This window comes from Saccharopolyspora antimicrobica (assembly GCF_003635025.1).
GTDB classification, from domain to species: Bacteria; Actinomycetota; Actinomycetes; order Mycobacteriales; family Pseudonocardiaceae; genus Saccharopolyspora; species Saccharopolyspora antimicrobica.
The window spans coordinates 7,441,959-7,465,355 of record NZ_RBXX01000002.1; the positions used below are offsets into that span (position 1 = coordinate 7,441,959).

The 23,397-nt window shown below is 71.9% G+C and carries 21 protein-coding genes and 2 pseudogenes; 14 read left to right on the forward strand and 9 right to left on the reverse strand.

Annotated features, from left to right (window positions below):
* Positions 1–61: 61 nt before the first annotated feature.
* Entirely contained in the window at positions 62–718 is a 657-nt protein-coding gene (locus tag ATL45_RS35235) for a TetR/AcrR family transcriptional regulator (RefSeq protein ID WP_093147057.1), read from the reverse strand.
* A gap of 227 nt (positions 719–945) precedes the next feature.
* Here ATL45_RS35235 and ATL45_RS35240 point away from each other — a divergent pair, with 227 nt between their 5' ends.
* The 5 genes from ATL45_RS35240 (at position 946) to ATL45_RS35260 (ending at position 6,216) form a co-directional block, all read left to right on the forward strand.
* Complete coding sequence (locus tag ATL45_RS35240) at positions 946–2,283, forward strand: MFS transporter (protein ID WP_093147059.1); 1,338 nt, start codon at positions 946–948, stop codon at positions 2,281–2,283.
* Positions 2,280–3,497: a CaiB/BaiF CoA transferase family protein gene (locus ATL45_RS35245; protein WP_093147061.1), complete on the forward strand. Its 1,218-nt coding sequence runs from the start codon at positions 2,280–2,282 to the stop codon at positions 3,495–3,497. The genes ATL45_RS35240 and ATL45_RS35245 overlap by 4 nt, the downstream gene beginning before the upstream one ends.
* On the forward strand, positions 3,494–4,687 hold the full coding sequence (locus ATL45_RS35250) for an acyl-CoA dehydrogenase family protein (protein WP_093147063.1): 1,194 nt from the start codon (positions 3,494–3,496) through the stop codon (positions 4,685–4,687). Before ATL45_RS35245 ends, ATL45_RS35250 begins: the two co-directional genes overlap by 4 nt.
* A gap of 24 nt (positions 4,688–4,711) precedes the next feature.
* A complete protein-coding gene (locus ATL45_RS35255; RefSeq protein ID WP_093147064.1) occupies positions 4,712–5,692 on the forward strand; it encodes a LysR family transcriptional regulator in 981 nt (326 codons plus the stop codon).
* A gap of 131 nt (positions 5,693–5,823) precedes the next feature.
* Positions 5,824–6,216 (forward strand): VOC family protein, encoded by a 393-nt coding sequence (locus ATL45_RS35260; protein WP_093147066.1) that lies wholly within the window; start codon positions 5,824–5,826, stop codon positions 6,214–6,216.
* Positions 6,217–6,229: 13 nt separating this feature from the next.
* Here ATL45_RS35260 and ATL45_RS35265 read toward each other — a convergent pair whose 3' ends face one another.
* The 3 genes from ATL45_RS35265 to ATL45_RS35275 all read right to left on the reverse strand — a co-directional run bounded on the left by ATL45_RS35265 (position 6,230) and on the right by ATL45_RS35275 (position 8,345).
* Positions 6,230–6,643, reverse strand: a complete 414-nt coding sequence (locus ATL45_RS35265) for an organic hydroperoxide resistance protein (RefSeq protein WP_093147811.1) — start codon at positions 6,641–6,643, stop codon at positions 6,230–6,232.
* Positions 6,644–6,828: 185 nt separating this feature from the next.
* Entirely contained in the window at positions 6,829–8,010 is a 1,182-nt protein-coding gene (locus ATL45_RS35270; protein ID WP_093147067.1) for an MFS transporter, read from the reverse strand.
* Entirely contained in the window at positions 8,007–8,345 is a 339-nt protein-coding gene (locus ATL45_RS35275; RefSeq protein ID WP_170210437.1) for an ArsR/SmtB family transcription factor, read from the reverse strand. The genes ATL45_RS35270 and ATL45_RS35275 overlap by 4 nt, the downstream gene beginning before the upstream one ends.
* Positions 8,346–8,565: 220 nt before the next feature.
* Between ATL45_RS35275 and ATL45_RS35280 the strand changes: the two genes are divergently transcribed.
* The 3 genes and pseudogenes from ATL45_RS35280 to ATL45_RS40315 all read left to right on the forward strand — a co-directional run.
* Positions 8,566–8,751 carry a hypothetical protein gene (locus ATL45_RS35280; protein ID WP_093147070.1) on the forward strand — a complete coding sequence of 62 codons (186 nt, stop codon included), beginning with the start codon at positions 8,566–8,568 and terminating at the stop codon, positions 8,749–8,751.
* Between the two features lie 109 nt (positions 8,752–8,860).
* Positions 8,861–8,943: pseudogene (locus ATL45_RS40385) on the forward strand (hypothetical protein); the annotation flags it as partial.
* A 96-nt stretch (positions 8,944–9,039) separates the two neighbouring features.
* A pseudogene (locus tag ATL45_RS40315) lies at positions 9,040–9,090 on the forward strand (hypothetical protein); the annotation flags it as partial.
* Between the two features lie 94 nt (positions 9,091–9,184).
* On the opposite strand, the gene ATL45_RS35290 reads toward ATL45_RS40315, so the two are convergent.
* The 5 genes from ATL45_RS35290 to ATL45_RS35310 are packed head-to-tail and all read right to left on the reverse strand — an operon-like array spanning position 9,185 to position 16,344.
* Complete coding sequence (locus ATL45_RS35290) at positions 9,185–11,941, reverse strand: DUF5682 family protein (protein WP_093147071.1); 2,757 nt, start codon at positions 11,939–11,941, stop codon at positions 9,185–9,187.
* Positions 11,938–13,050 carry an ATP-binding protein gene (locus ATL45_RS35295; RefSeq protein WP_093147073.1) on the reverse strand — a complete coding sequence of 371 codons (1,113 nt, stop codon included), beginning with the start codon at positions 13,048–13,050 and terminating at the stop codon, positions 11,938–11,940. The genes ATL45_RS35290 and ATL45_RS35295 overlap by 4 nt, the downstream gene beginning before the upstream one ends.
* A gap of 53 nt (positions 13,051–13,103) precedes the next feature.
* Positions 13,104–14,468 (reverse strand): vWA domain-containing protein, encoded by a 1,365-nt coding sequence (locus ATL45_RS35300; RefSeq protein WP_093147075.1) that lies wholly within the window; start codon positions 14,466–14,468, stop codon positions 13,104–13,106.
* Entirely contained in the window at positions 14,465–15,874 is a 1,410-nt protein-coding gene (locus tag ATL45_RS35305; RefSeq protein WP_093147076.1) for a hypothetical protein, read from the reverse strand. The genes ATL45_RS35300 and ATL45_RS35305 overlap by 4 nt, the downstream gene beginning before the upstream one ends.
* Positions 15,844–16,344: a hypothetical protein gene (locus ATL45_RS35310; RefSeq protein WP_246025732.1), complete on the reverse strand. Its 501-nt coding sequence runs from the start codon at positions 16,342–16,344 to the stop codon at positions 15,844–15,846. Before ATL45_RS35310 ends, ATL45_RS35305 begins: the two co-directional genes overlap by 31 nt.
* A 227-nt stretch (positions 16,345–16,571) precedes the next feature.
* Between ATL45_RS35310 and ATL45_RS35315 the strand changes: the two genes are divergently transcribed.
* The 6 genes from ATL45_RS35315 (at position 16,572) to ATL45_RS40105 (ending at position 23,299) form a co-directional block, all read left to right on the forward strand.
* On the forward strand, positions 16,572–16,868 hold the full coding sequence (locus ATL45_RS35315; RefSeq protein WP_093147078.1) for a hypothetical protein: 297 nt from the start codon (positions 16,572–16,574) through the stop codon (positions 16,866–16,868).
* Between the two features lie 191 nt (positions 16,869–17,059).
* Positions 17,060–18,352, forward strand: coding sequence for an MDR family MFS transporter (locus tag ATL45_RS35320; protein WP_093147819.1), 1,293 nt, complete (start codon positions 17,060–17,062; stop codon positions 18,350–18,352).
* Between the two features lie 78 nt (positions 18,353–18,430).
* On the forward strand, positions 18,431–19,978 hold the full coding sequence (locus tag ATL45_RS35325; protein ID WP_093147080.1) for an ABC transporter substrate-binding protein: 1,548 nt from the start codon (positions 18,431–18,433) through the stop codon (positions 19,976–19,978).
* Positions 19,975–20,919, forward strand: a complete 945-nt coding sequence (locus ATL45_RS35330) for an ABC transporter permease (protein WP_093147082.1) — start codon at positions 19,975–19,977, stop codon at positions 20,917–20,919. Before ATL45_RS35325 ends, ATL45_RS35330 begins: the two co-directional genes overlap by 4 nt.
* On the forward strand, positions 20,916–21,728 hold the full coding sequence (locus tag ATL45_RS35335; protein ID WP_093147083.1) for an ABC transporter permease: 813 nt from the start codon (positions 20,916–20,918) through the stop codon (positions 21,726–21,728). The genes ATL45_RS35330 and ATL45_RS35335 overlap by 4 nt, the downstream gene beginning before the upstream one ends.
* Positions 21,725–23,299 carry an ABC transporter ATP-binding protein gene (locus ATL45_RS40105; protein WP_211841367.1) on the forward strand — a complete coding sequence of 525 codons (1,575 nt, stop codon included), beginning with the start codon at positions 21,725–21,727 and terminating at the stop codon, positions 23,297–23,299. Before ATL45_RS35335 ends, ATL45_RS40105 begins: the two co-directional genes overlap by 4 nt.
* The last annotated feature ends 98 nt before the right edge of the window (positions 23,300–23,397 follow it).

Genomic DNA, 23,397 nt, shown 5'->3' on the forward strand with positions numbered 1-23,397 from the left:
CGGTCACATTAGGGGCGCGCCGTCACCGAGGACAACCCCGAACGCACGGTTGGAGTAGCGGTCAGTGCCGCGCATCATCGGCGGCGAAGGCCATGACCAGTGGTTTCACCAGCCGGTCCACCGCTTCCCCGACCTGCCGGGAATCCCCGGAGCCCAGCCCGAGCACCGGGTCCAGGCCGGGGTTGTGCGGAGCCAGGGCGAGGTGCGGCAGGAGCACCAGCAGCAGCGCGAGCAACGCCTCCAGATCGGCATCCGCGCGCAGTTCGCCCATGTCGCGGGCCTTCCGCAGCAGCGGGCGCAGCACCGCGAGGTAGTGGCTGTTGGCCGCCTCGCGCACCGCCGAGCGCGCGGTCATGTCCGGCTCCAGGCTCACCGCGGCCATGAACGCCCGGTCCAGCGGGTTCACCGCGAAGTAGGCCACCCAGTCCTGCGCGAGCTGCCGAAGCGCCGGGAAGAAGCCTGTCTCCCAGCTCAGCTCGGCGATGCGCAGCTCCATCGCGGCCCGGATGCGCTGGCTGGCCAGGTCCGCCAGGTGCGCGTACATGTCGGCCTTGTCGGTGAAGTACTGGAACAGGCTGCCCTTCGCCACCGAGGCGTTGCGCGCGATCACGTTCAGGCTGCCGCCGGAGAACCCGTGCGCGGCGAACTCCGCTTCGGCCGCCCGCAGCACGGCTTCCCGCCGCGCCTCGGGCAACCGCTCCCACGTCGCCGTCGGCACCAGACCACTCCTCCCCGCGACACCCAGCGGCGACATTCTGCCGCAACAGAACCGGATACCGGAAACATCAGCCCACAAGGGACGGGGTGCGGCGGTTATAGGCAGAACCGAACGCCCCGTCCGCACATCGGCCGTTGAACGCAACGCGCCGGCGGTGTGATGTGGACCATGTCGCGGCCGGGGTTCGCCAACCGGCTCGGTCGACGTGAGCCGCACAGGAGAACCGCATGCCACCTTCCGATCCGCTCCTCAACCGCGTCGGCGAGCGGCCGCGCACCCGGCACCGCTCGACGGGCTGGGGACTGGTCCTCTTCCTGTTCCTGTTCTTCACCCTGAACTTCGCCGACAAGGCCGCGGTCGGACTCGCCAGCGGCCAGATCCGCGCTGACCTGGGTCTGACCGCCGGGCAGTACGGCCTGCTCAGCAGCGCGTTCTTCTGGCTGTTCGCGGTCGGGGCGGTGGTGCTGACGGCCGCGCTGCGCAAGATCTCCTACACGTGGGGCGCCGGGCTGCTCATGTGCTCGTGGATCCTGAGCATGCTGCCGCTGACCACGCCGACCACCTTCGGCGTCCTGCTCGCATCCCGCATCGCCCTGGGCTTCTTCGAAGGCCCCGCGCACGCGTTCTGCCAGTCGGTGATTGCCGACCGCTTCCCTCCGGAGCGCCGCGCGACGGCGGGTGCCGTGGTCAACGCGGGCTCGTCGATCGGGCCGCTGCTCGCCGCTCCCGGTCTGACGTGGGTCATCGTGAACTGGTCGTGGCACGGGGCTTTCACCGTCCTGGTCATCGCCGGTGCCGTGTGGACGATCGCCTGGTTCTGCTGGGCCGAGCGGATGCCGTTGCGCAAACCCGCCGATCGCGCCGGAGCGGGGAGCGCACCGGACCCCAACGGGCACCTCACCGTCGCCTTCCACCGGCTGCTGCTCCTGCCCAGCTTCTGGGGGCTGGTGCTGCTGTCCTTCGCCGGTTACCTGATCTCCTCGCTGAAGGTCGCCTGGCTCCCGGCGTACCTGACCGAAGGCCTGGGATATCCCGCGAGCACCGTCGGCGTGCTGGCGGCCATCCCGTACGCGGCGGCCGTGGTCGTCCTGCTGTCGGCGGGCGCCCTCTCCGGTCGGTTGCTGCGCCGGGGCCGCAGCTCGCACCTGGCCCGCGGGAAGCTCACCGGCGCCTACCTGGTGTTCGGCGGACTTTCGATGGTCGCGTTCACCCAGCTCGACCCGGGCCCGCTGCAGGTGGTGCTCGTCGTGCTCGCCTTCTCGGTCAACAGCGTCGCCTTCTCGGTCGCCTTCGCGGGCGCCTCCGACTTCCTGCCCGCGCACCAGCGCGTCGCGTTCTTCGGCTGCATCATCGCGGCCTACAGCGTCGCGGGAATCCTGGCTCCCTACGGCTTGGGGCTCATCGTCGACCAGTCGGCCACCCCGGCTCAGGGCTATTCCACCGGGTTCCTCGTCGTCGGTCTGATCGTGTGCGCCCTCGGCGCCCTCGGCGGGGCGATGCTGAACCCGGAGCGGGCCAGGGCCGAGCTGGAACGTCTCACCACCACCTGCGGGAGCGCGAAATGACGGGGCCGCTGACGGGCATTCGCGTGCTGGACCTGGGCCAGTACATCGCCGGGCCGTGCGCCGCGCAGGTGCTGGGCGACCTCGGTGCTGAGGTGCTGAAGGTCGAGAGCCTGCGGGGCGATCAGGCCAGGCACATCGGCCCGTTCGGCGAAGCGATGGTGCAGGCCTACAACCGCGACAAGCGCAGCATCGCGCTGGACCTCCGTGACCCGGGCGGCAGGCACGTGCTGCACCGGCTCCTGGGCACCGCCGACGTGCTGGTGCAGAACTTCCGCCCCGGATCCGCCGAGCAGCTCGGGATCGACGCCGAAACGCTGCGCCGGGAGTTCCCACGCCTGATCTGCGCCAGCGTGACCGGATTCGGCTCCCGCGGGCCGTCCCGGGAACGCCCGGGTCTGGACATCGCCGCCCAAGCCGAGTACGGGCTGATGCACGCGACCGGCGCCGCCGACGGCGAGCCGCAGCGGGTCGGTTTCCCGGTCGCCGACGTCACCGCGGCCAACGCGCTGGCCACGGGGGTGCTCGCCGCGCTCTTCGAACGCGAGCGGTCGGGGCGGGGCGCGCATGTCGAGACGTCCTTGCTGGAGGCGGTCATCTCGGCGCAGGCCGCCACCTGGGGTGAGTACGTGCTGACCGGGACCGCGCCCCGGCGGAAGGGCAACGGTCAGGTCAACGCCGCGCCCGCCGCCGATGTCCTCGTGCTCACCGACGGCGCGATCGTCCTCTCCGCCTACACCGCCGAGAAGTGGGTGGCCCTGTGCGAGCTGGTGGGCAGGCCGGACATGGTCGAGGACCCGAGGTTCGCCGACAACCCCGCGCGCGTGCGCAACCGGCCGGAGATGCTCGCCGCGCTGCGGAGCGCGTTCGCGGGGATGACCCGCGAGCAGGCCATCACGGCGCTGCGCTCGGCCGGCATCGTCTGCGGCGCTGTTCGCTCCTTCGACGAGGTGGCCGCGGACGCGGACGTGGCGTGCTCGAACGTCATGGTCGATGTGACCGACCGCAGTGGTCGCCGCGTCACCAGCCCCGGAACGGCCTTCACGCTGGACGGGCTGCGCCGGACCGCCTCGGCCGCCGCCCCCGCGGTCGGCGCGGACACCGCCGACGTGCTGCGCGAACTCGGCTATCCCGATGAAGCGATCTCCGATCTCACCACCCGCCGCGTCGTCGGAGCACCGACGGCGCGTCCCGACGAACGAAGGGCACCGCGTTGATCGACCAGGACGTGCTCCGCTACGACTTCCCCGCGCACCTCGCGGAGATCGCGGAGTTCACCAACGACGAGCTGATCCCCGCCGAACCCGAGATGGTCGACAACGGCGCCGTGCCCGAGCGGATCCTCGACCGCATGGCCGCGCTCGGGCTGTTCGGGATCTCGATCCCGCGCCGCTACGGCGGCCTGGGCTGGACGATGGAGCAGCAGGTGCGGCTGACCTTCGAGTTCACCCGCGCCTCGTGCGTCTACCGGTCCCGCTTCTCCACCGTGATCGGGTTGTGCTCGCAGGCGATCCTCGATCACGGTACCGAGGCCCAGCGCCAGGAGATGCTTCCCGCGATGGCCGCCGGAGATCTCGTCATGGCCTTCGCGCTCACCGAGGAGGAAGCCGGCTCGGACGCGGCGCACCTGCGCACGACGGCGATCCGCGACGGCGGGGACTACCTCGTCAGCGGCAGCAAGCGGTACATCACCAACGGCGCTTGGGCGGACGCGTTCCTGACGTTCGCCCGCACCGACCCGGGCGAGCCCGGCGCGGCGGGCGTCTCCGCGCTGATCGTCGACGCCCGGTCGCCCGGTGTCTCCACCGAGCTGCCCCGGTACATGAACGGCCACGCCGAAGCGCCGGTCGCCGAGATCCGGTTCCAGGACGTGCGGGCCGGCGCGGCGCGGCTCCTCGGCGGTGTCGAGGGCCAGGGGCTGAAGATGGCCTTGCGCGGGATCAACCACGCCCGCTTGCACGTGGCTGCGACGTGCGTCGGTCAGGCCACCCGGATGCTGGAGGAGACCACCGCGCACGTGACCGGCCGCGAGCAGTTCGGCGGCCCGCTGGCCGACCTCGGCGCGGTGCGCTCGACGCTGGGCGAGAGCTACGCGGAGCTGGAGGCGGGCCGGGCGCTCGTCATCGAGTGCGCCCGCACCTTCGACCAGGGGGAGATCCCGCGGCACCGGATCGCCGCCGCGAAGCTGTACTGCTCGGAGATGGCCGGCAAGGTCGCCGACCGGTGCGTGCAGCTGCTGGGTGGCGCGGGCATCGTCGGACCGCACCCGGTGCCGCGCATGTGGCGCGACGTCCGGGCGCTGCGCATCTACGAAGGCTCTTCGCCGATCCACCAGCGCAACCTCGGCCGCGCGATGATCGAGCAGGTCGGCGCCGACGGAACGCTGCCCGACACGTTCCGCCGCTGATGTCCGGCGGGGGACGATGTGGGCATGGAGATCCGCCAACTGGAGTACTTCCTGGCCGTCGTCGAGCACAACGGGGTGAACCGGGCGGCGCAGCAGCTGCACATCGCGCAGGCCTCGCTGTCGCAGAGCATCCGGCAGCTGGAGCGCGAGCTGAAGCTGACCCTGTTCCACCGCACGGGCCGGAACCTGGTGCTCAACTCGGCGGGCGAGCTGCTGGTCGAACCGGCGCGCAGGGTGCTGCGGGACGTGGTGGCGGTGCGCGACATCATGCGCGGCGCGCGCGAGCTGCAGGTCGGGTCGATCACGATCGGCACGATGCCGGAGATGTCCAGCGACGCGGTCGCCGCCTGGAGCGCCTCCTTCACCAGGCTGCACCCGGGCATCCGGCTCGATCTCGTGGAGCACGCGAGCGCGGCGGAGCTGTGCGAGGAGGTGTCGGTGGGCAACTGCGAACTCGGCTTCACGACGTTTCCCGCCCCGGTGGACGACCTCGCCGAGGTCGACCTCGGCGTCCAGCGGCTCCTGCTTGTGATGCCGCCCGGCACGACCGGTGCCGACCCGGCGGAACCGCACGATCTCGCCCGGCTGGAGGACGTGCCGCTGGTGGTGAGCAGTTCGGCGCACCGGGAGAACGACTTCGTGACGACCCTGCTGGGGCAGGAAGCGGTCGTTCCCCGGATCGTCGCGCGGGCCCCCAACCGCCACGCGCAGCTGACGCTGGTGCTCAACGGTGCGGGCAGCGCGTTCCTGCCGCTGCGCATGGCTGCGGCGGCCGCGCGCATGGGCGCCGTCGTGGTGGAGACCCGCCCGGTGCTGCGCACGCCGTTCGGCATCGTCTACCGCGACGGCGGCCTCAACCCGGCGGCGCAGAGCTTCGTGATCGAGAGCGGCGCGACGCTGAACCGGTGGAACGAGCTGATCGCCGGTTTCCAGCAGGAAGGGCTGTCCCTGCTGGAGGCGACCCTGCGCGCCGACGACGAGCTCCACGCCCGGAAGCGCGCCTGACGCCAGCACCGGCGACCACTTCACTGTCCATTTCGGATAGACGTCCAGCATCACCGGCGGGTCAGGACCCGCCGACCTGCCCCCGCGACTCCCCCTCGACCGGAGACGAAACGGCCGCTTACCCTCGGGCGGTGCGGATCGATCTCGTCACGATCGTCGTGGCCGACTACGACGAAGCCATCGAGTTCTTCGTCCACGTGCTGGGCTTCGAGCTGGTCGAGGACTCCCCTTCGCTGACCAACGACGGACGCCCGAAGCGCTGGGTGGTGGTCCGGCCGCCCGGCGGCGGCACGGGCGTCCTGCTCGCCCGCGCGGACGGTGCGCGGCAGGCCGCCGCGATCGGCGACCAGGTCGCCGGCCGGGTCGGCTTCTTCCTGCAGGTGGAGGACTTCGCCGAGGCCTACGAACGGCTGGTGGCGGCGGGCGTGGAGTTCACCGTCCCGCCGCGCACCGAGCCCTACGGCCAGGTCGCGGTGTTCCTGGACGTCGCGGGCAACCGCTGGGACCTGCTCGGCCCGGCCTGAGCGCGGGCCCCGCTCACTCGATGACGAGTTCGACCGGGATGTTGCCGCGCGTGGCGTTCGAGTAGGGGCACACCTGGTGGGCCTGCTCGAGCAGGTCGCGGCCGGTGGACTCGTCGACGGAGTCGGGCAGTTCCACCCGCAGCACCACGGCGAGCGCGAAGCCCTCGCCCTGCTTGCCGATGCCGACCTCACCGGTCACCGCGGCCTCGCTGAGGTCGAGGCCGGCCCGGCGGCCGACCAGGCCGAGCGCGCTGGCGAAGCAGGCGGCGTACCCGGCGGCGAACAGCTGTTCCGGGTTGGTGCCCTGGCCGGAGCCGCCCATCTCCGCCGGCACCGCCAGCTGCAGGTCGAGCTTGCCGTCGGAGGTGACGGCGCGACCGTCGCGGCCGTGGGTGGCAGTGGCGACGGCGGTGTAGAGCGCGTCCATGGGAACCAGCCCTTCTTCTGAGGTGCGGTCGTCGTGCCAGACCATCCTCACGCGCCGCGGACTCCGCCGCCAGGGCGGACCGGCCCCTGGGATGCGACGCCGTCCCGCTGCTCGGCGTCCCGGCCTGTCCAATGAGGACACCGGTCCCGGAAGGCGCGGGCGGGCGCCTTCCGGGCGTGCACTCGCTAGGCCGCTGCTTCGCACGCGGGTTCGTTGCTCCGGCGCTCCACGCGGAGCCGGGGCGAACCGGCGCTGAGCCACCCGGTGAGCAGGAGTCCCAGCGCCGCGGGGACCAGCGTCCAGCCGGCGAGGTCGCCGGGGTCGGTCCCGGCCGCGAGCAGGCTGCTGCCCGCGGCGGCTCCGGCGGCGGAACCGAGGTACATCGCGGCCATCTGGAAGGCGACGACCGGCATCGCCCGCTCCGGCCGGTCACGGGTGAGCGCCTGCTGCAAGGTCGGCACGCTCGACCACCCGGCCGCACCCCACAGGGCCGCCGCGGCCAGCCACACGACCGGGGAGGCGAACACCCAGATCGCCGCGAACCCGGCCAGCAGCACCGCGGGCAGGGCGACCAGCAGCGCGCGCGGCCCGAAGGCGTCCAGCGGCCTGCCGATCAGGGCAGCACCGGCGACGCCGCCGATGCCCCACGCCCACACCAAGGCGAAGCCCCAGTCCTGGAGTCCTCGCGCCTCGGCCATCGGCAGCAGGTAGGTGTAGAGCCCGAGGCTGGCCACGCCGAGCAGGAACGCCGCGAGGATCCCGACGACCGTCCGCGACGAGCGCAGCACCCCGAAGGCCGGGCCGCGCGAGGCGGGCAGCGCCGGGATCGCCCGCGCCCGGACGGCCAGGGCGATCATGCTCAGAACGCCGACGGCGACCACCAGCCCCATGGTCCAGCGCCAGTTCAGCCGGTCGCCGATGATCATCCCGACCGGCACTCCGGCCACCGTTCCGGTGGACAGGCCGAAGGTCACCATCGCCATCGCCCGGCCGCGCTCGTGGTCGGCGACCATGGCGGCGGCCGTCGCCGTCGCCACCGCCGTGAGCACTCCGGCACCCGCGCCGGCGACCACGCGCGAGGCGAGGAACACCTCGATGCCCGGCGCGACGACGGTGATGAGGTTGCCGAGGTTGAACACACCGAGAGCGATCAGCAGCGCGCCCGCGGTGCCACCGCGGGTCAGCATTCCCGACAGCAGCGGCCCGGCCAGCGCATAAGCGGCGGTGAAGGCCGTCACCCCGAGCCCGACAGCGGCCGCGGTGGTGGCCAGCGAATCGGCGATCGAGGGCAGCACCCCGGCGAGGACGTAGGCGTCGATCCCGAGCGCGATGGCGGCGGCGACCAGCGGCCACACCCGGCGGATCATGCGTCCTCCTTCGCGGGCGCGGAGTCCTCGTACCCGCTCAGCACCGTGTCGATCAGCCCCGGGAAGCGGGCGTCCAGGTCCTCGCGACGCAGCTTGATCATGCACTTGCGCCCCTCCGCGCGGACGAACACCACGCCGGATTCGCGCAGGAGACCGGTGTGGTGCGTCAGCGTCGACCGGGGCAGGTCCGGCCCCAGCTCGATGCTGTCGACCTCACCGCGCTCGGCGAGCATCCGCACCATCGACAGCCGCAGCGGCTCGCTGAGCGCGAACAGCACGCGCGGGATCGCGATCTCCTCGGTCGCGGGGTGCTCGTACACCCGTGACGGCGGCATCCGGACCACCTCTCATCGTTCGACTATTCCCGCACGATAATAGTGCGGGAATTTTCGAACGATCAACCCGGCCGCCCAACGGGGCCCTGGACTGCGACAACGCGACGGCGGAGCCGCCGAGCCGGTACTCGGCGCGGCCGAGCGGCACCGCCCGGGTGCCGCAACCTGTTCGTGGCAGCCGGTCAGCGCACCATCAGGAGCCTCTGCCACCATGCGGGGCATGGACGAGGTCGATCAGCCGCGGCTCCAGCCGGGTGCGACGAAGGCCGTGTGCGCGCACATCGGCATCGGCTCCGACGAGCGGGAGGCCCGGATCGCCCGCGACCGCCTCGACCGGATCCTCGCCGCCTACCGGATGGCCTTCCAGCAGGACCTGCCGACCACCGGAACCCCAGCGGCTCGCTGAACCCACCGCCGTGAGCGCTTCGGGGCGCCATCGCGCTCAAACCGCGTCCCCGGTGGGCGCGGCACCAGCCCCGCCCGGCGCGGACGTCCGGCCGCTCGGCGAGACGATCGTGCCCCACCTGCTCGACTACCGGGGCACGACGGTCGGTGGGCTGTCGGGGATCGACCGCGACCCGTGCACCGACGAGTACGTGATGATCAGCGACGACCGCTCCTACCACCAGCCCGCGCGCTTCTACACCGATTCAAGGTGCGGCTGTTCGACGCCACGACCACCGGCGTCCAGCGCGTGGACTCCCTCGCCGACCGGCCGGTCCAGCCGATGCGCAAGCGGCTGCTCGCCGACTTCCACGACCTGGAGCTGTCCACGGTGGACAACATCGAGGGCATGACCTGGGGGCTGTGGTGCCCCCGGGCGACGGGGGCACCACACCTCACAGTGCGAGCAACCGATGGAGGGCCAGCGCAGTGCCGGGGTGGCGGTCCAGCAGCAGCGCTCCGCGCGGTTCCGGCTCGGGGCGCTGCCACTGTCCGGTGCAGCCCAGCAGGTCCGCCACCGCGTCGCAGGTCGCCGGGTGGGCGGCCAGCAGCGCGGCACCACCGCCACCGCGCAGCGCGGACACCGGTTCCGCGGCCGGTTCGGCCAGCCACGGCGGAGTCCACTCGTCGAGCGCGGTGAGGGTACCCGGGAAGATCCGGCCCGCCTCGCGGATCAGCAGCGGCGCCAGCTCCGCTCCGCCCGAGCGCAGCGTGGTGATCAGCTTCGGCAGCCACGGCAGCAGGACCGGGTCCGGCAGCACGCGGAAGGCGTTGGACACCGACTCCACCACGAAGTCGGCCAGGCCCGGCACCGGTTCCAGGGCGTGCAGGAAACCGCTGAGGTAGCGCGGATAACCGGGCACCACGAGCGGATTGCCGAGCAGATCGGCGCAGCGCCGGCGGAGGTCGGCGCGGGAGAGCTTGCCGAGCTGCACCTGCGCCGCCCACAGCAGCGCCAGCTTCTCCGGCACCTCGGGGTGGGACTGGGCGAACGCCAGCTCCAGCTGGGTCCGGTCGCAGCCCAGCGACAGCGCCAGACCTTCCATGTTGAACAGGAATCCCAGCATCGCCGCGACCTGGTCGACGGTCGCGTCGTCGTCGGTGAACGCCGTCGGCAGCAGGGTGCAGTAGTGGGCGTAGCCGGTCTTGACGAACGACTCGATCCACTGCGGCAGCACCGGTTCGCTGGTCCGGTAGAACGCCAGGAGCCGGCGCACGCGGCGCAACACCTCGGGCGCGCCGTCGACGTTGCGCTCGGTGGCGAGGACTTCCAGTGCCCGCGTGCCCAGCTCGTTGGCGAGACGCGAGCTGCGCAGGTACAGCGTCGCGTCCTCGACCGCCTCCAGCACCGTCGCCGCCGTGGCGTTCCGGGCGTAGGCGGCGACGCGGAGTCGCTGCTCCAGCACCTGCTCGATGCTGACGCCCTCGTAGCCGAGCTCGATGAGCGCCCGCTGGTGGGTGCCCAGCGCCAGATCCCACGACTCCTGGATCGGCTTCTCGCCGAGACTCCGCTCCCCCATGATCGGCCGTGCCGCGCCGCGCGGCATCAGCCGGTGCAGCATCCACAGGACGTCGGAGCACTGCGCGAGGTCCGGCTGAGAGGCGATGTCCAGCAGGGCGCGCTGCACACCGCGTTGTTCGAGCTTGAGGTTCAGCGGCGCGAGCCGGTCGTGCACGTCGCGCGCCAGCGGTGGCAGCGAGTCGTAGCCGACCTGCCCGATCCGGTCGCCGCCCATCATGATCTCCACCAGGCGGCGCACGTCGCGGCGGCCCGGCACGACGTCCTTCTCGATGCAGGTGATCGCGGCGTCCTGGAAGTCGTACGGCGTGGGCTTGGCCCGGTCGCGCATCCCGGCCAGCAGGATCGACGTCTCGAACACCGCGATGGCATCCGCCGTGGAGGCCAGGTAGCCGTTGCGCCGCGCGGCGCGCACGATGTCCACCGACCAGGCCAGCAGTTCGGCCTCGTCCAGGCGGTCGAGGACCGGTGGGCGCTGCAGGAAACCCGAGAGCTTGTCCGCGGGCGCGGATTCCGGCTCGGGAGCGGGCAGCGCCGCCCGCTTCTTCGACGCCTTCCGGGACCCGGCCTGGCCTTCCAGCCGGAACGCCTGCACGCGGGTGCGCTTGAGGTTCTTCGCCCACTCCGTCGCCGCGATCGACACCGATCCGGACGCCAGGCCGAACTGCGCCTCGATCGCCGCGTGGCTGGAGGGGATCAGGCCGTGCTGCCACTTGGTCGCGGTGCGCGGGCTGATCTCGAAACCGCCGGTGCCGTGCACGCCGAACTCCTCGACGCGGCTGGCCGCGTGGAACGCGCCGCAGACGTAGAGGCAGTCCGCCGGATCGGTGCCGGTGCGGGCCAGGTGCTCGCGCATCCGGGTCCACATGTAGCGCTCGCGGTCCTCGTCGACCCGCACGCGGTGCTCATCGCCCGGTGCCAGCCGCCGGAACAGGCTGCCGATCAGCAGCATCACCTGCCGGTAGGTGTCGTGGTCGCTGTCGCCGAGCGGCAGCTCGACGTACTGGTGCCACCACTCCGACCAGTGCCGCACCTTGCCGTGGCGCAGCAGGTGCTCCTCCAGCTCGGCGAAGCGGGGCCGCAGGTCGCCGAGCTCCACGCCGACGGCGTCACCGTGCAGGCCGGCCTCGTCCGAGGCCGGTTCCGCCCGGCGCTCGTCCCACTGGAAGACGTGGTCCGAGGAGCGGTCGACCAGGACGAGTTCCACGCCGGGTGTGTCCAGCGCGTAGGCGATCGCCTGGTACTCCGCCGAGGCCTCGGTGATCGGGGCGACCACCGACAGCGGCGACCAGTCCAGCGGGAAGCCGTCGACCTCGGTGGCGAAGGCCTGCACCGCCACCGGGAGCTTGCAGTTGCGCAGCTCGGTCAGCAGCGGCGCCATGTCCTCGCACAGCTCCAGGTAGACCACCTTCGGCTGCTTCTGCCGCAGCCGCCGCGCCATCGCGATCGCCGAGGCCGGCGAGTGGTGGCACACCGGGAAGATCTCCAGCGGTTCCCGGCTCGCCCGGTCGACGTCGTCGACGATGCCCAGCAGGATGCCCTCCAGCGCGCCGGGCCCGTCGGCGAACGTCGCGGCGGCTTCCTGCAGCTGCGCCCGCAGCGCCCCGAAGGCGCCCTCGTCGGCCCCGCTCATGACAACGTGGCGATCGCGTCGCGGCCGCCCTCCAGGAACTCCGGCCAGGATCCGCCTTCCTCCTTGCTGCGCGGTTCGACGACGCCGTGCAGGTACTTGTTGAGGATCGCCAGGTCCTCCGGTTCGCGGCGGGCCAGCGAGCCGACGAGCGAGGACGCCAGCGTCCGGGCGGTCAGCTCGCGCTGGCCGAAGAAGTTGCTGTGCAGGATGGCGTCCTCGAGCACACCGATCTGCTCGGCGGTGGACAGCGCGGATTCCAGCTTCTCGTCGTCGCTGCCCGCGGCGGCCGCCGAATCGCGCAGGTCGGCGAAGCTGCGCAGCAGCACGTCCAGCAGCGTCGGCGGCACGTCCAGCTCGATCTGGTGGCGGCGCAGCAGCTCCTCGGTGCGGAAGCGGACGATCTCGGCTTCGCTCTTCTTGTTCGTCACCACCGGGATGCGCACGAAGTTGAAGCGCCGCTTGAGCGCCGAGGACAGGTCGTTGACGCCGCGGTCGCGGCTGTTGGCGGTGGCGATGATGGAGAACCCGGGCTTGGCGAAGACGATGTTGTCGTCATCGAGCTCGGGCACCGAGATGTACTTCTCGGACAGGATGGAGATCAGCGCGTCCTGCACGTCGCTGGTGGAGCGGGTGAGCTCCTCGAACCGGCCGATCGCGCCGGTCTCCATCGCGGTCATGATCGGCGAGGGGATCATCGACTCCCGCGACTGCCCCTTGGCGATGACCATGGACACGTTCCACGAGTACTTGATCTGGTCCTCGGTGGTTCCCGCGGTGCCCTGCACGACCAGCGTCGAGTTGCGGCTGATGGCCGCGGACAGCAGCTCGGCCAGCCAGCTCTTGCCGGTGCCGGGGTCACCGATGAGCAGCAGGCCGCGGTCGGAGGCCAGCGTGACGATGGCGCGCTCGACGAAGCTGCGGTCGCCGAACCACTTCTGCGCGACCTCCCGGTTGAGGCCGTCGGCGCGCTCGGAACCGAGGATGAACAGGCGGACCATCTTGGGCGAGAGCCGCCAGGCGAAGGGCTTGGGGCCGTCGTCGACGGACTCCAGCCAGTCCAGCTCCTCGGCGTACTTGATCTCGGCGGGCGCGCGCAGCAGGTCGGACATGGTGAGGGCCTTTCTGGGGTGCTTTCGTCAGGGGTGGTCTGGTGGGGCGGCGGTCAGGCCAGGAAGGTCTTGAGCTCTTCGACGAGCTTGCGGATGTGGCCGGAGATCACCGGTGCGCCCAGGTCCTTGAAGCGTTCCCGGAACCACGGGTTGACGCTGCCGCGGCCGGAGCTGGTCACCGAGCCCACCGGGATGAACTTGGCGCCGGAGCGGTGGATGGCGGCCATGCTGTTGAACAGCGATTCGGCCGACCACTCGTAGAAGTCGGAGATCCACACCACCACGGTGTTGCGCGGTTCGGCGATCTTGGGCTGGGCCAGCGCCATGGCGACCTCGCCGTTGGTGCCGCCGCCGAGCTGGGTGCGCAGCAGCGTCTCGAACGGGTCGTGCACCCACGGGGTGAGGTCCAGCGCCCGTGTGTCGTAGGCGATCAGGTGCACGTCGACCTTCGGCAGCCCGGCGAAGATCGAGGCGAGGATGGTGCAGTTGACCATCGAGTCGACCATCGACCCGGACTGGTCGACGACCACGATCAGCCGCTGCGGCGTCGTCTTGCGGGCGGTGCGCCGGTAGAAGAGGCGGTCGACGTAGAGCCGCTCTTCCTCCGGGTCCCAGTTGGTGAGGTTCTTCCAGATCGTGCGGTCCAGGTCGAGGTTGCGGAAGACCCGCTTCGGCGGCACCGACCGGTCCAGCTCGCCGACCGGGGCCTTGGCCACCTGGGTGCGCAGCACCTGCGCGACCTCGTCGACGAACCGCCGGATCAGGTCCTTGGCGTTGGCCAGAGCCACCCCGGACAGGTTGTCCTTGTCCCGCAGCAGCTGCTCGATCAGCGACATGCTCGGGGTCAGCTGCGCGGCGAGGTCGGGATCGGCCAGCACTTCGCGCAGCTGCATGCGGTCGACGAGATCCGCTTCGATGGCCCCGAGTTCGGGACCGATCTCCGGGATCAGCCGGGAGATGTCGGGGGTCGGGCCGCCCTGGCCCGTGCCGGTACCGGCGGCGCGACCGCCGCGCAGCTCGCCCGGGCCGCAGCCCAGCGCGCGCTCCATCCAGCCCGCATCGGACTGCCAGCGGGAGAGCTGTTCGGCGGTGACCGCGCCGGAGCCGGTGTCGAAGACGTTGAGCAGCACCTTCGAGGCCAGCGCCGCCCGTCGCACCTCGGCGGCGCGATCCCGTTCGTCCGATGTGGAGTCCGGTGTCATCAGGCCGTCGAACTCGGCGGCGAGTTCGGGGTGGCGCTGCACGATCGAGTCGACCGAGGTCCGCGGGTCCAGCAGCGCCGAGGGCAGCCCGATGTCCTCGACGACGGCCAGGCTCGCCGATTCCAGGCCGGCCTGCTCCTCGCGGTCGAAGAGCCGGGCCAGCAGCCGCCAGTACAGGACCTGGCGGCGGTTGTCGTGGGAGATCTCCTCGGTCATTTCCGCAGCAGCCTCCCCGCCCGCTCGCGCAGCACCTTGGCAGCGTCGGTGGCCGCCTTCTCCGCCTTGGCACCGGCCTTGTCGGTCGTGCCACCGGCCCAGGCACCGGCGTGCACCGCGACGGCCTTCTTCCGCTTGGTGGTCTCGACCGCGAGCGGCTGGAGGTGGAAGTTCCCGGCGTCCCAGCGCAGCAGGCCGATGCAGGCGTTCGACGCCGCGATCGCCTCGGCGGTGAGCGGGCTGGCGGCGGGAACGCGGTCGGTGTCGACGGCGAGGTCGTGCTCGGCGATGGTGAACATCAGCGCGTCGTCGTCGGTTCGCGCGGTGTAGCCCTCGACGAAGACGGGCACGGCGATGCGGGCGGGGTGCCGGTCCAGCGGCGCGGTCGCGGGCACCGTCGCCGCCTGCAGGGCGACGCGGGCGGTGGCGAAGGGATCGGCGGGTTCGCCGGGCTTGGCGTGCTCGTCGTTCCAGATCAGGTCGCCTTCGGCGGTGACCGGCATCTCGGTGAGCTCCATCGAGCGGCCTTCGCCGACGGCGGCCAGCAGCGACATGTGCGGGCGCAGCAGCTGCCACAGCCCGGCTCCGACGACGGTGTCCGGTTTGGACACCGATGCGCTGGCGCGCACCAGGCGCGACGCGGAACCGTCGGCCGGTTCGAACACCGCGTGGACCTGCGCCTGCACGGCGGTCGCGTGTTCCTGCACGTCGATGCCGAGCGGCAGGAGGCGGCCGGTGGCGGTGCCGGTCGCCGGCGTCGCCGCAGCACCCGGCAGCGCGAGCAGCATCCCGCGCGACCACAGGTCCGCCCAGCGGCGGGCCGGGATGCGTTCCAGCGAGGCACCGGGGCAGGACGCCGCGAGCTCGGCGGCGAAGCCGTCCAGGAGCGCCGCCGAGCGGCGCAGCGCCGGGTCCGGCAGCATCGCCGAGATGATCTGCGCCGATCCGGAGATCAGGTCGTGGTCGATGCCGCGCCAGCCGGCGCGGGCCACGTCGCCGAGCCAGGACCGGGCGGCGGCGAGCAGGTTCGGCGACTGCGATTCGCTTGCCTCCCAGTCGCTTTCGTCCTCACCAGCTCGTCCGGTCGCCTCGGCGATGCGTGCCGCGAGGGCGTCGTGGACGGAGCCCAGCAGCGCGAGGCGTGCGGCGGCGAGGGCGGTGAAGTGCTCCTCGCCGGCGGCTCCGGCCACCGCCTTGTCGGCGGCCTCGGCGACCTTCTCGGCCAGCGGTGTGGCAGCGACGGACCGGGCGAACTCGGCCATGTCGGCGGCGTCCGGGCGCAGCAGGCCACCGGTGAGCGCGCGGTCGAAGGCGTCGACGGCGGCCAGGGCCTCGTCGAGCCCCTCGACGGGTGCGGACAGCAGATCGGCGCGCATCACACCACCGCCCTGGTCGGCGGGAACCACTGCATCTCCGGCAGCGGCGCGGTCGTCGGGGGCAGCTCAAGGTAGGCCAGGTGGCGCAGGAACCGGCTGAACACCGGCGCCGCGGTCCCGGCATCGCCCTGCCGCGCACCGGTCATGGCAGCGGTGATGGTGTGCGCGGTCAGCTCCTCGTCGGCGACCTCGACCTTCAGGTAGCGGGCGACCCGCTCGCCGCCGTACTGCAGCACCGCCTCGGTGAGCAGCGCGCGGATGTGGTTGCAGACGTAGCCGCGCGCACCACCGCAGGGCCGGTTGTTGTTGGTGCTGCAGGTGAACTCGTAGCTGCCGGCGGCGACCGACGAGACGTAGACCCGCTCGATGTCCGAGCCGCTGGACACCACGCCCTGCAGGCGGCCGTCGGCCAGCTCCGCGAACGGCACCTTGGCGAGCTTGCGCGGCCGGGCGGGCGCAACCACCCGCGTCGTGCTCGACCGCTCCCAATCTTGCAACACGCATTCTCCTGTGGACCGGGGAAGCCCAGCCGCGCCGGCCGGACATGACGAACATACTTGCGACCCCTGACAATTCGATCACCGGTGGTGCGCGACCGGCAGCGATCCCGCCGGTCGCGCTCGCGCCTGCTGCGACCGGCCGGGCCGGCGATGTCCATGCGTGCGCCGCCCCCCGTACCTAGGCTTGAGCCGTACGTCCGGACCTGCTCATCCATCCGGAGGCACCGATGACCACGGCGCACCAGCAGCACACCGGCCACGACCACACCCACGGCGAAGGTTGCGGCCACGTCGCCGTGCCCCACGGCGACCACGTCGACTACGTGCACGACGGCCACCTGCACCGCCGGCACGACGACCACTACGACGAGTGCGAGCCGAAGGGCCACACCACGCACGGCACCCACGAGCACACCCACGGCGAGGGCTGCGGCCACACCGCTGTCCCCCACGGCGACCACGTCGACTACCTCCACGACGGGCACCGGCACGCCGCCCACGACGACCACTACGACGAGCACTGACCCGGCAACCGCCGGACCCCGTCGCATCGGGACCACCCGTTGCCCCACCGTATTGAAAATGATTATCATCGCGATCTGAATTGCCGGATCGTGGAGGGAGTCGGTGTGGGGCACGTGTGGTCGGTGCGCGCGGGTGCGGTGAGTTCGCGGTTACCGGGCAGGGGCGGCTACGGCCCGCGCCGGGCCGCGTCGTGAAGACCTGGCGCCTGATCCGAAGTTTCCCGCCGGCCGTGCAGCTCCTGCTGGTCAACCAGTTCGGCGTGAACACCGGCTTCTACCTGCTGGTCCCGTTCCTGGCCGGCTACCTGGGCCACGAGCTGGGCCTCTCCGCCGCGCTGATCGGCGTGGTCCTGGGGGTGCGCAACCTCAGCCAGCAGGGCCTGTTCCTGCTCGGCGGCTCCGCGTCCGACCGGCTCGGCGCCCGCGGCGTGATCATCGCCGGGTGCGCACTGCGCACCGTCGGCTTCGGCCTGTTCGCCTTCGGCACATCGCCGCCCGCGCTGCTGATCGCCTCGGTGCTCAGCGGTCTGGCAGGAGCCCTGTTCAACCCAGCGGTCCGCGCCTACATCGCGCAGGAGGCCGGGGAGCGCAGGGCCGAGGCGTTCTCGCTCTTCAACGTCTTCGCCAACACCGGCATGCTGCTCGGCCCCCTGCTGGGCAGCGCGCTGATGCTGGTGGGCTTCCGGCTGTCGGCGATCGCGGCAGCGGTCGTCTTCGCGCTGCTGACCCTCGCGCAGCTCGCGGTGCTGCCGCCGCGGCGGGTCGAGCGTCCGTCGACCTCGGTGTTCGCCGACTGGCACCGGGCGCTGACCGATCGCCGGTTCCTGGCCTTCACCGGCGCGCTGACCGGCATGTTCGCCCTGCAGAACCAGCTCTACCTGGTGCTGCCGATGCACGCCGAGCGCTTCACCGGTTCCCCCGCCGCCGTGTCGATGATCTTCCTGGTCTCCACCGCGGCGAGCCTGGCGCTGCAGGTCCGGATCACCACGCGCGCCAAGGAGCGCTGGAGCCAGGGCCGGTGCATCGCAACAGGGCTGGCGGTGATGGGCGCCGGTTTCGCGGTCACCGCGGTGGCCGCGACCGTCATCCCGCCAGGGCCGTCCGCCGGTCCGGTCGGGACCGCACTGCGCCTCGCACCGGTGCTGATCACGGCGTTCGCGCTGGCGCTGGGCGTGATGCTGGCCCAGCCGTTCGTCTACGAGCTCATCCCGTCCTTCGGCGGGGACCGGCTCTCGGGCACCTACTTCGGCGTCTTCTACCTCGTCTCGGGGGTCACTGCCGCGGGCGGCAACGCCCTCCTCGGCTGGATGAGCGACCTGGCGGGCAACCGGTGGCCATGGCTGCCATCGCTGCTGTGCGTCCTCATCGGAACCGGCTCCGCACTCGCCGTCGCACTCCTCGACCGACGCCGCGGCATCACCCCCGGACACGGCGGAGCAGACGAAACCCGTTGCAGCCCAAGGATGTCTGCCCGTTCTTCCTGACCGGTGAAACCGATCGGTTCGCGCCACCAAGCCGTGCGCCGGCCTGCTGCGCCCCGCCCAGAATGGAGAAACCCCTTCATGCGACCTGAATTACGCCTGCCCGCGCTGAGCCGCCGCGGGTTCTTGGGCCTCACCGCCGCTGCCGCGCTGGCCGGTTGCGCGGCACCGGGCAGCACGTCCGCAGGCGGGCCCCCGCGTCCTGGCGGCCGGCTGCGGGCGGCGTTCTCCGGTGGCGGAGCGGCCGAGGTGCTCGACCCGCAGGATTCCGACCTCTACGTCGAGATCGCGCGCGCCAAGGCGCTGTTCGACAAGCTCGCCGACTTCGGTTCGGACATGTCCCCGGTCCCCAGGCTGGCCGAGCGCTGGGAGCCGAGCGCGGAGCTGACGACCTGGCGGATCACCTTGCGGCAGGCGGCCTTCCACGACGGCCGACCGCTGCGTGCGGCCGACGTGCTGGCCAGCTACGCGCGCATCACCGAACCCGGCAGCAGTCGTCGCGCCAAGTCGACGCTGTCGGTGATCGACCTGCCCAACAGCCGCGAGATCGATGACCGCACCGTCGAATTCCGGTTGCAGCGGCCCTACGGGGAGTTCCCCAACGCGCTGGCCGCGCTCGGCGCCTACATCCTGCCCGGGGGCACCGCGGACTTCGACCGGCCGATCGGCACCGGCCCGTTCCGGTTCGCCTCCTTCGAACCGGGCCGCACGTTCCTGGCCGTGCGCAACCCCGACCACTGGGACGGCGCGCCGCTGCTCGACGAGCTGGAGATCGTGGTCACCAACGACGAGGCCGCGCGGGTCAACGCACTGCTGGGCGGGCAGGTCGAGTACGCCCACGACCTGACCCCCACCAGCGCGCGCACCTACGAGTCCAGCGGGCAGGTCCAGGTGCACCGGCTGCCGCTGAGCAACTTCCACGGGCTGGCGATGAAGGTCGACCGCCCGCCGTTCGACCGCCCCGAGCTGCGCCAGGCGCTGTTCCACCTCGTCGACCGGGAGGAGCTGGTCCGCTCGGTGTTCCAGGGTTCGGGCCAGGTCTGCAACGACGTCTACGGCAAGGGCTACCGGTACTACGCCGACGCGCTGCCGCAGCGGCGCCAGGACCTGGACCGGGCGCGAGCGCTGGTCCGCCAGGCCGGTGCGGAGGGGATGACCATCGGCTTCGACACCTCCGATGCCTCGACCGGGTTGAAGGAGGCGGCACTGGCCATCAGCGACCAGGCGAAGGAGATCGGCCTGCACCTGGAGGTCCGGCTCGGCAACAAGGACACCTACTGGTCGGACATCGCAGGCAACGGCGTGCTCGCCGGCTACCGCTCCGGTGGCATGCCGCTGGAGTCCCACTTCTCCCAGCGCTTGCTGACCACGTCGACCACCAACAACACCAGGTGGCGGCGGCCGGAGTTCGACGCCCGCTACCACGAGGCGCAGTCCACCACGGACGAGGCGCGCCGCGCCGAGCTCTACCGCGAGATGCAGGAAACCCTGTTCCACGAGGGAGGATTCCTGTGGTGGGGCGTGTCGGACTGGATCGTGGCCTCCGCCCCGGGCGTGCACGGCATCGACGACCGCGCCCCGGCCAACACCCTCGACTGGGCTCGTTTCGACAAGGTGTGGCTGGCGTGACGATCCCGCGCTACCTGGCGCGCCGGGTGCTCCTCGGCGCGGTCCAGACCCTGCTGGTCGTGGTCGGGGTGTTCGCCCTGACCGAGGCACTGCCGGGCGACGCGGCCGTGATGATCGCCGGCGACAACCCCGATCCGGCGATCATCGCGGCCCTGCGGGAGCGGCTCGGCCTCGACGAGCCCGCGTGGCAACGGCTCGGCGAGTGGCTGGTCGCGGCGCTGCACGGTGATCTCGGCCGGTCGCTGGTGGGCCCGCGGTCGGTGGTGGACATCATCGCCTCCGCCGCGGGCCCGACGCTGCTGCTGGCCGCGCTGACGCTCGCCCTGCTCGTCCCGCTGTCGGTCGGGCTCGGGGTGCTGTCCGCGCGGCGGGAGGGCAGCCGCCTGGACCGCCTGGTCACCGGGACCACGCTCAGCCTGTACTCGGCACCCGAGTTCGCGATGGGCGTCCTCGTCGTGACCGTGTTCGCCGTGCAGCTGCGGTGGTTCCCGCCCACAGCCGTCGGCACGTCGTTGCTGAGCAACCCGGCCGTGCTCGTGCTGCCCGTCTTCGTGCTGCTGCTCCGCCCGATCTGCTCGCTGAGCCGGCTGATCCGCGCGGGAATGATCGACGCGCAGCGCTCCGGCTACGTGCACCACGTGCGCCGCTTGGGCCTCTCACCGGTGCGCGTGCACTTCGCCCACGCGCTGCCCAACGCCGCGGCACCGGCGATCCAGCAGCTCGCGCGCACCACCGACTGGCTCATCGGCGGGGTGATCGTCGTCGAAGCCATCTTCGTCGTGCCTGGTCTGGGCACCACGCTGGCGGAGGCGGTCGCCGCGCGCGATCTCCCGGTGATCCAGGGCCTGGCGGTGGTCTTCGCCACGGCGACGGTGCTGGTCAACCTGGCCGCCGACATAGCCGCACGGGTGCTCTCCCCCACCGCGGAGGTGGGCCGATGAGCGCTGTTCGCAACTACGCGGTCCCGGGAGCGCTCGTCGCGATCCCGCTGCTGCTCGCGGTTGTGGGGCCGCTGGCGGCCTCTCCCGACACCACCAAGGACGTGGCCTTCCTGCTCGGCGGCGGGCACTGGTTCGGCACCGACTTCGTCGGCCGCGATGTCTGGAACGAAGTGCTGCTGGGCGGCCGGTCCCTGGTGCTGACCGCGGTCACCGCCACCGCCTGCACCTATGCGCTGGCGGTGCCGTTGGGCCTGATCGCGGGCATGACCGGCAGCCGGGCGCTCGACGAGGCGATCATGCGACCGCTCGACCTGCTGCTGGCCGTCCCGTCGATGCTGATGCTCCTGCTGCTGGCCTCCGTCGCACCCGGCGTGCCGTGGGTGCTGATCGGTGTCGTGACGTTGATCAACCTGCCCGACGTGGTGCGCATCAGCCGCGCGGCCGCGCTCTCGCTGTCGTCCCGGCCGGCGGTCGAGGCGATGCGCTTGCAAGGCGAGAGCCGGATCCGCATCGGCGCGCACTACGTGGCGCGGGCGATGCGCCGCACGCTGGCCGCCGACCTGGGCACCCGGTTCACCGGCGCGATCTACCTGGTCGCCTCGGCGAGCTTCCTGGGCGTCGGGGTCTCCCCGCAGACCAGCGACTGGGCGGCCATGGTCGACCGCAACCGGGCCGGCCTGTTCATCCAGCCCTGGGCCGTGGTGCTGCCCGCGCTGCTGGTCGTCGCGCTGTCCATCGGCGTGAACCTGGCCTTCGACCGGTGGCTGCGCGACCACGACCTCCGTTCGACCTTCTTGGAGACCCGGTGACCGCCGTCGTCAGCGTCCGCAACCTCACCGTCACCGCAGGCGATCGCGCGATCGTCTCGGGCGTGTCGTTCGACCTCGCCGAGGGCGGGATCACCGCGCTCGTCGGGGAATCCGGCAGCGGCAAGACCACCACCGCGCTCTCGCTCCTCGGCGAGAAGCCGCCGGGCGCCGAGATCTCCGGCCGCATCGAGGTGACCGGGGAGACCGTGGATCCAGCACGTCCGCCGGCTACCGGAACCATCGGTTACATCCCGCAGCACCCCTCCGCCGCCTTGAACCCGGTTCGCCGGATCGGCCCGGTGCTGCGGGAGATCGCGCGGCTGCACGTCCGTGCGAGTTCCCGCCGCGAACGCCGGGAACTCGTGCGGCAGCGGGTCGTGGAGGCGTTGCGCCAGGCCCAGGTGCCCGACGGCGAGCAATTCCTGCACCGCTACCCGCACCAGCTCTCCGGCGGCCAGCAGCAGCGCATCGTGCTGGCGCACCAGCTCATCGGGCGGCCACGGGTCCTCGTCGCCGACGAACCCACCACCGGGCAGGACGCGGTGATCCGCGCCCAGCTCGTCGAGGAGTTCCGCTCGGTCGCCGCGCGGGGCATCGCGATCCTGCTGCTCACCCACGACCTCGACCTGGTCCGCGCGCTGGCCGGCCACGTGCTGGTCATGAACCGCGGCGAGGTCGTGGAAACCGGGCCGTGCGAGGAAGTGCTCAGCTCGCCCCGCCACCCATGCACCCGCCGCCTGGTCGACGCGCAGCCGGATCCCGAGGCAGCCGGGCGGAAGGTGCCAGAAGCCAGCGACCCCGTGGTGTCCGTGCGTGGCCTCGTGGCGGGCCACCGCCGCGTCGACACCGTGCACGACGTGTCCCTGGAGATCCACCGGGGCGAAACGCTGGCCGTGGTCGGACGGTCCGGCAGCGGCAAGAGCACGCTGGCCCGCTGCCTCACCGGGCTCCACCCGCACCGCGGCGGCGAAATCCGCCTCGACGACACGCCGCTGCCACCGCTGCTGCGGCAACGCACTCCCGAGCAGCTGGCCCGCGTCCAGTACGTCTTCCAGGACGCCCGTGCCTCCTTCAACGAGTTCGCCCCGGTCCTGGACCAGGTCGCCCGCACCGCCGAACGGCTGTCCGGCGCCGACCGCACCGAGGCCCGTCGGCGGGCTCGCGACGAACTCGTCAGGCTCGGCATCACCGAGGCCAGCGCATCCCGGCGGCCTGCGGCGCTCTCCGGCGGAGAACTCCAGCGGGCGGCTCTCGTGCGCGCCGCGCTCGCCCGGCCCGATGTGCTGATCTGCGACGAGATCACCTCCGGACTCGACACCACGACCCAGGCCGACCTGCTCGACGTGCTCGAGGAGTTCCAGGCCGACACCGGCTGCGCGCTCGTGGTCATCACCCACGACCTCGCCGTCGTCGCCGGGCGCAGCGACCGCGTGGTGATCGTCGACGGTGGCCGGATCGTCGAACGGGGCCGCACCGCCGACGTTCTCGCCGAACCGGGACACCCGGTCACGAAGAACCTCGTGGCCGCGGCAGAGCGGTTCACCGCGAGAACCCGCACCCGACCGCACTGATCAGCCCGGGGCGCACCCGGGCGACCGCGTGGGCAGCGAATCCATGCCTTCGGCGGTGGGTTCGGCGAGCGGCATCCGGGTACTGTGCGCGACGCATT

What these genes read in the sequence shown, in the direction of transcription:
- ATL45_RS35240 (WP_093147059.1), top strand. Translation starts at nt 946, where the DNA reads ATGCCACCTTCCGATCCGCTCCTCAACCGCGTCGGCGAGCGGCCGCGC.
- ATL45_RS35245 (WP_093147061.1), top strand. Translation starts at nt 2,280, where the DNA reads ATGACGGGGCCGCTGACGGGCATTCGCGTGCTGGACCTGGGCCAGTAC.
- ATL45_RS35255 (WP_093147064.1), top strand. Translation starts at nt 4,712, where the DNA reads ATGGAGATCCGCCAACTGGAGTACTTCCTGGCCGTCGTCGAGCACAAC.
- ATL45_RS35265 (WP_093147811.1), bottom strand. Translation starts at nt 6,643, where the DNA reads ATGGACGCGCTCTACACCGCCGTCGCCACTGCCACCCACGGCCGCGAC.
- ATL45_RS35270 (WP_093147067.1), bottom strand. Translation starts at nt 8,010, where the DNA reads ATGATCCGCCGGGTGTGGCCGCTGGTCGCCGCCGCCATCGCGCTCGGG.
- ATL45_RS35275 (WP_170210437.1), bottom strand. Translation starts at nt 8,345, where the DNA reads ATGCCGCCGTCACGGGTGTACGAGCACCCCGCGACCGAGGAGATCGCG.
- ATL45_RS35280 (WP_093147070.1), top strand. Translation starts at nt 8,566, where the DNA reads ATGGACGAGGTCGATCAGCCGCGGCTCCAGCCGGGTGCGACGAAGGCC.
- ATL45_RS35290 (WP_093147071.1), bottom strand. Translation starts at nt 11,941, where the DNA reads ATGAGCGGGGCCGACGAGGGCGCCTTCGGGGCGCTGCGGGCGCAGCTG.
- ATL45_RS35295 (WP_093147073.1), bottom strand. Translation starts at nt 13,050, where the DNA reads ATGTCCGACCTGCTGCGCGCGCCCGCCGAGATCAAGTACGCCGAGGAG.
- ATL45_RS35300 (WP_093147075.1), bottom strand. Translation starts at nt 14,468, where the DNA reads ATGACCGAGGAGATCTCCCACGACAACCGCCGCCAGGTCCTGTACTGG.
- ATL45_RS35315 (WP_093147078.1), top strand. Translation starts at nt 16,572, where the DNA reads ATGACCACGGCGCACCAGCAGCACACCGGCCACGACCACACCCACGGC.
- ATL45_RS35325 (WP_093147080.1), top strand. Translation starts at nt 18,431, where the DNA reads ATGCGACCTGAATTACGCCTGCCCGCGCTGAGCCGCCGCGGGTTCTTG.
- ATL45_RS35335 (WP_093147083.1), top strand. Translation starts at nt 20,916, where the DNA reads ATGAGCGCTGTTCGCAACTACGCGGTCCCGGGAGCGCTCGTCGCGATC.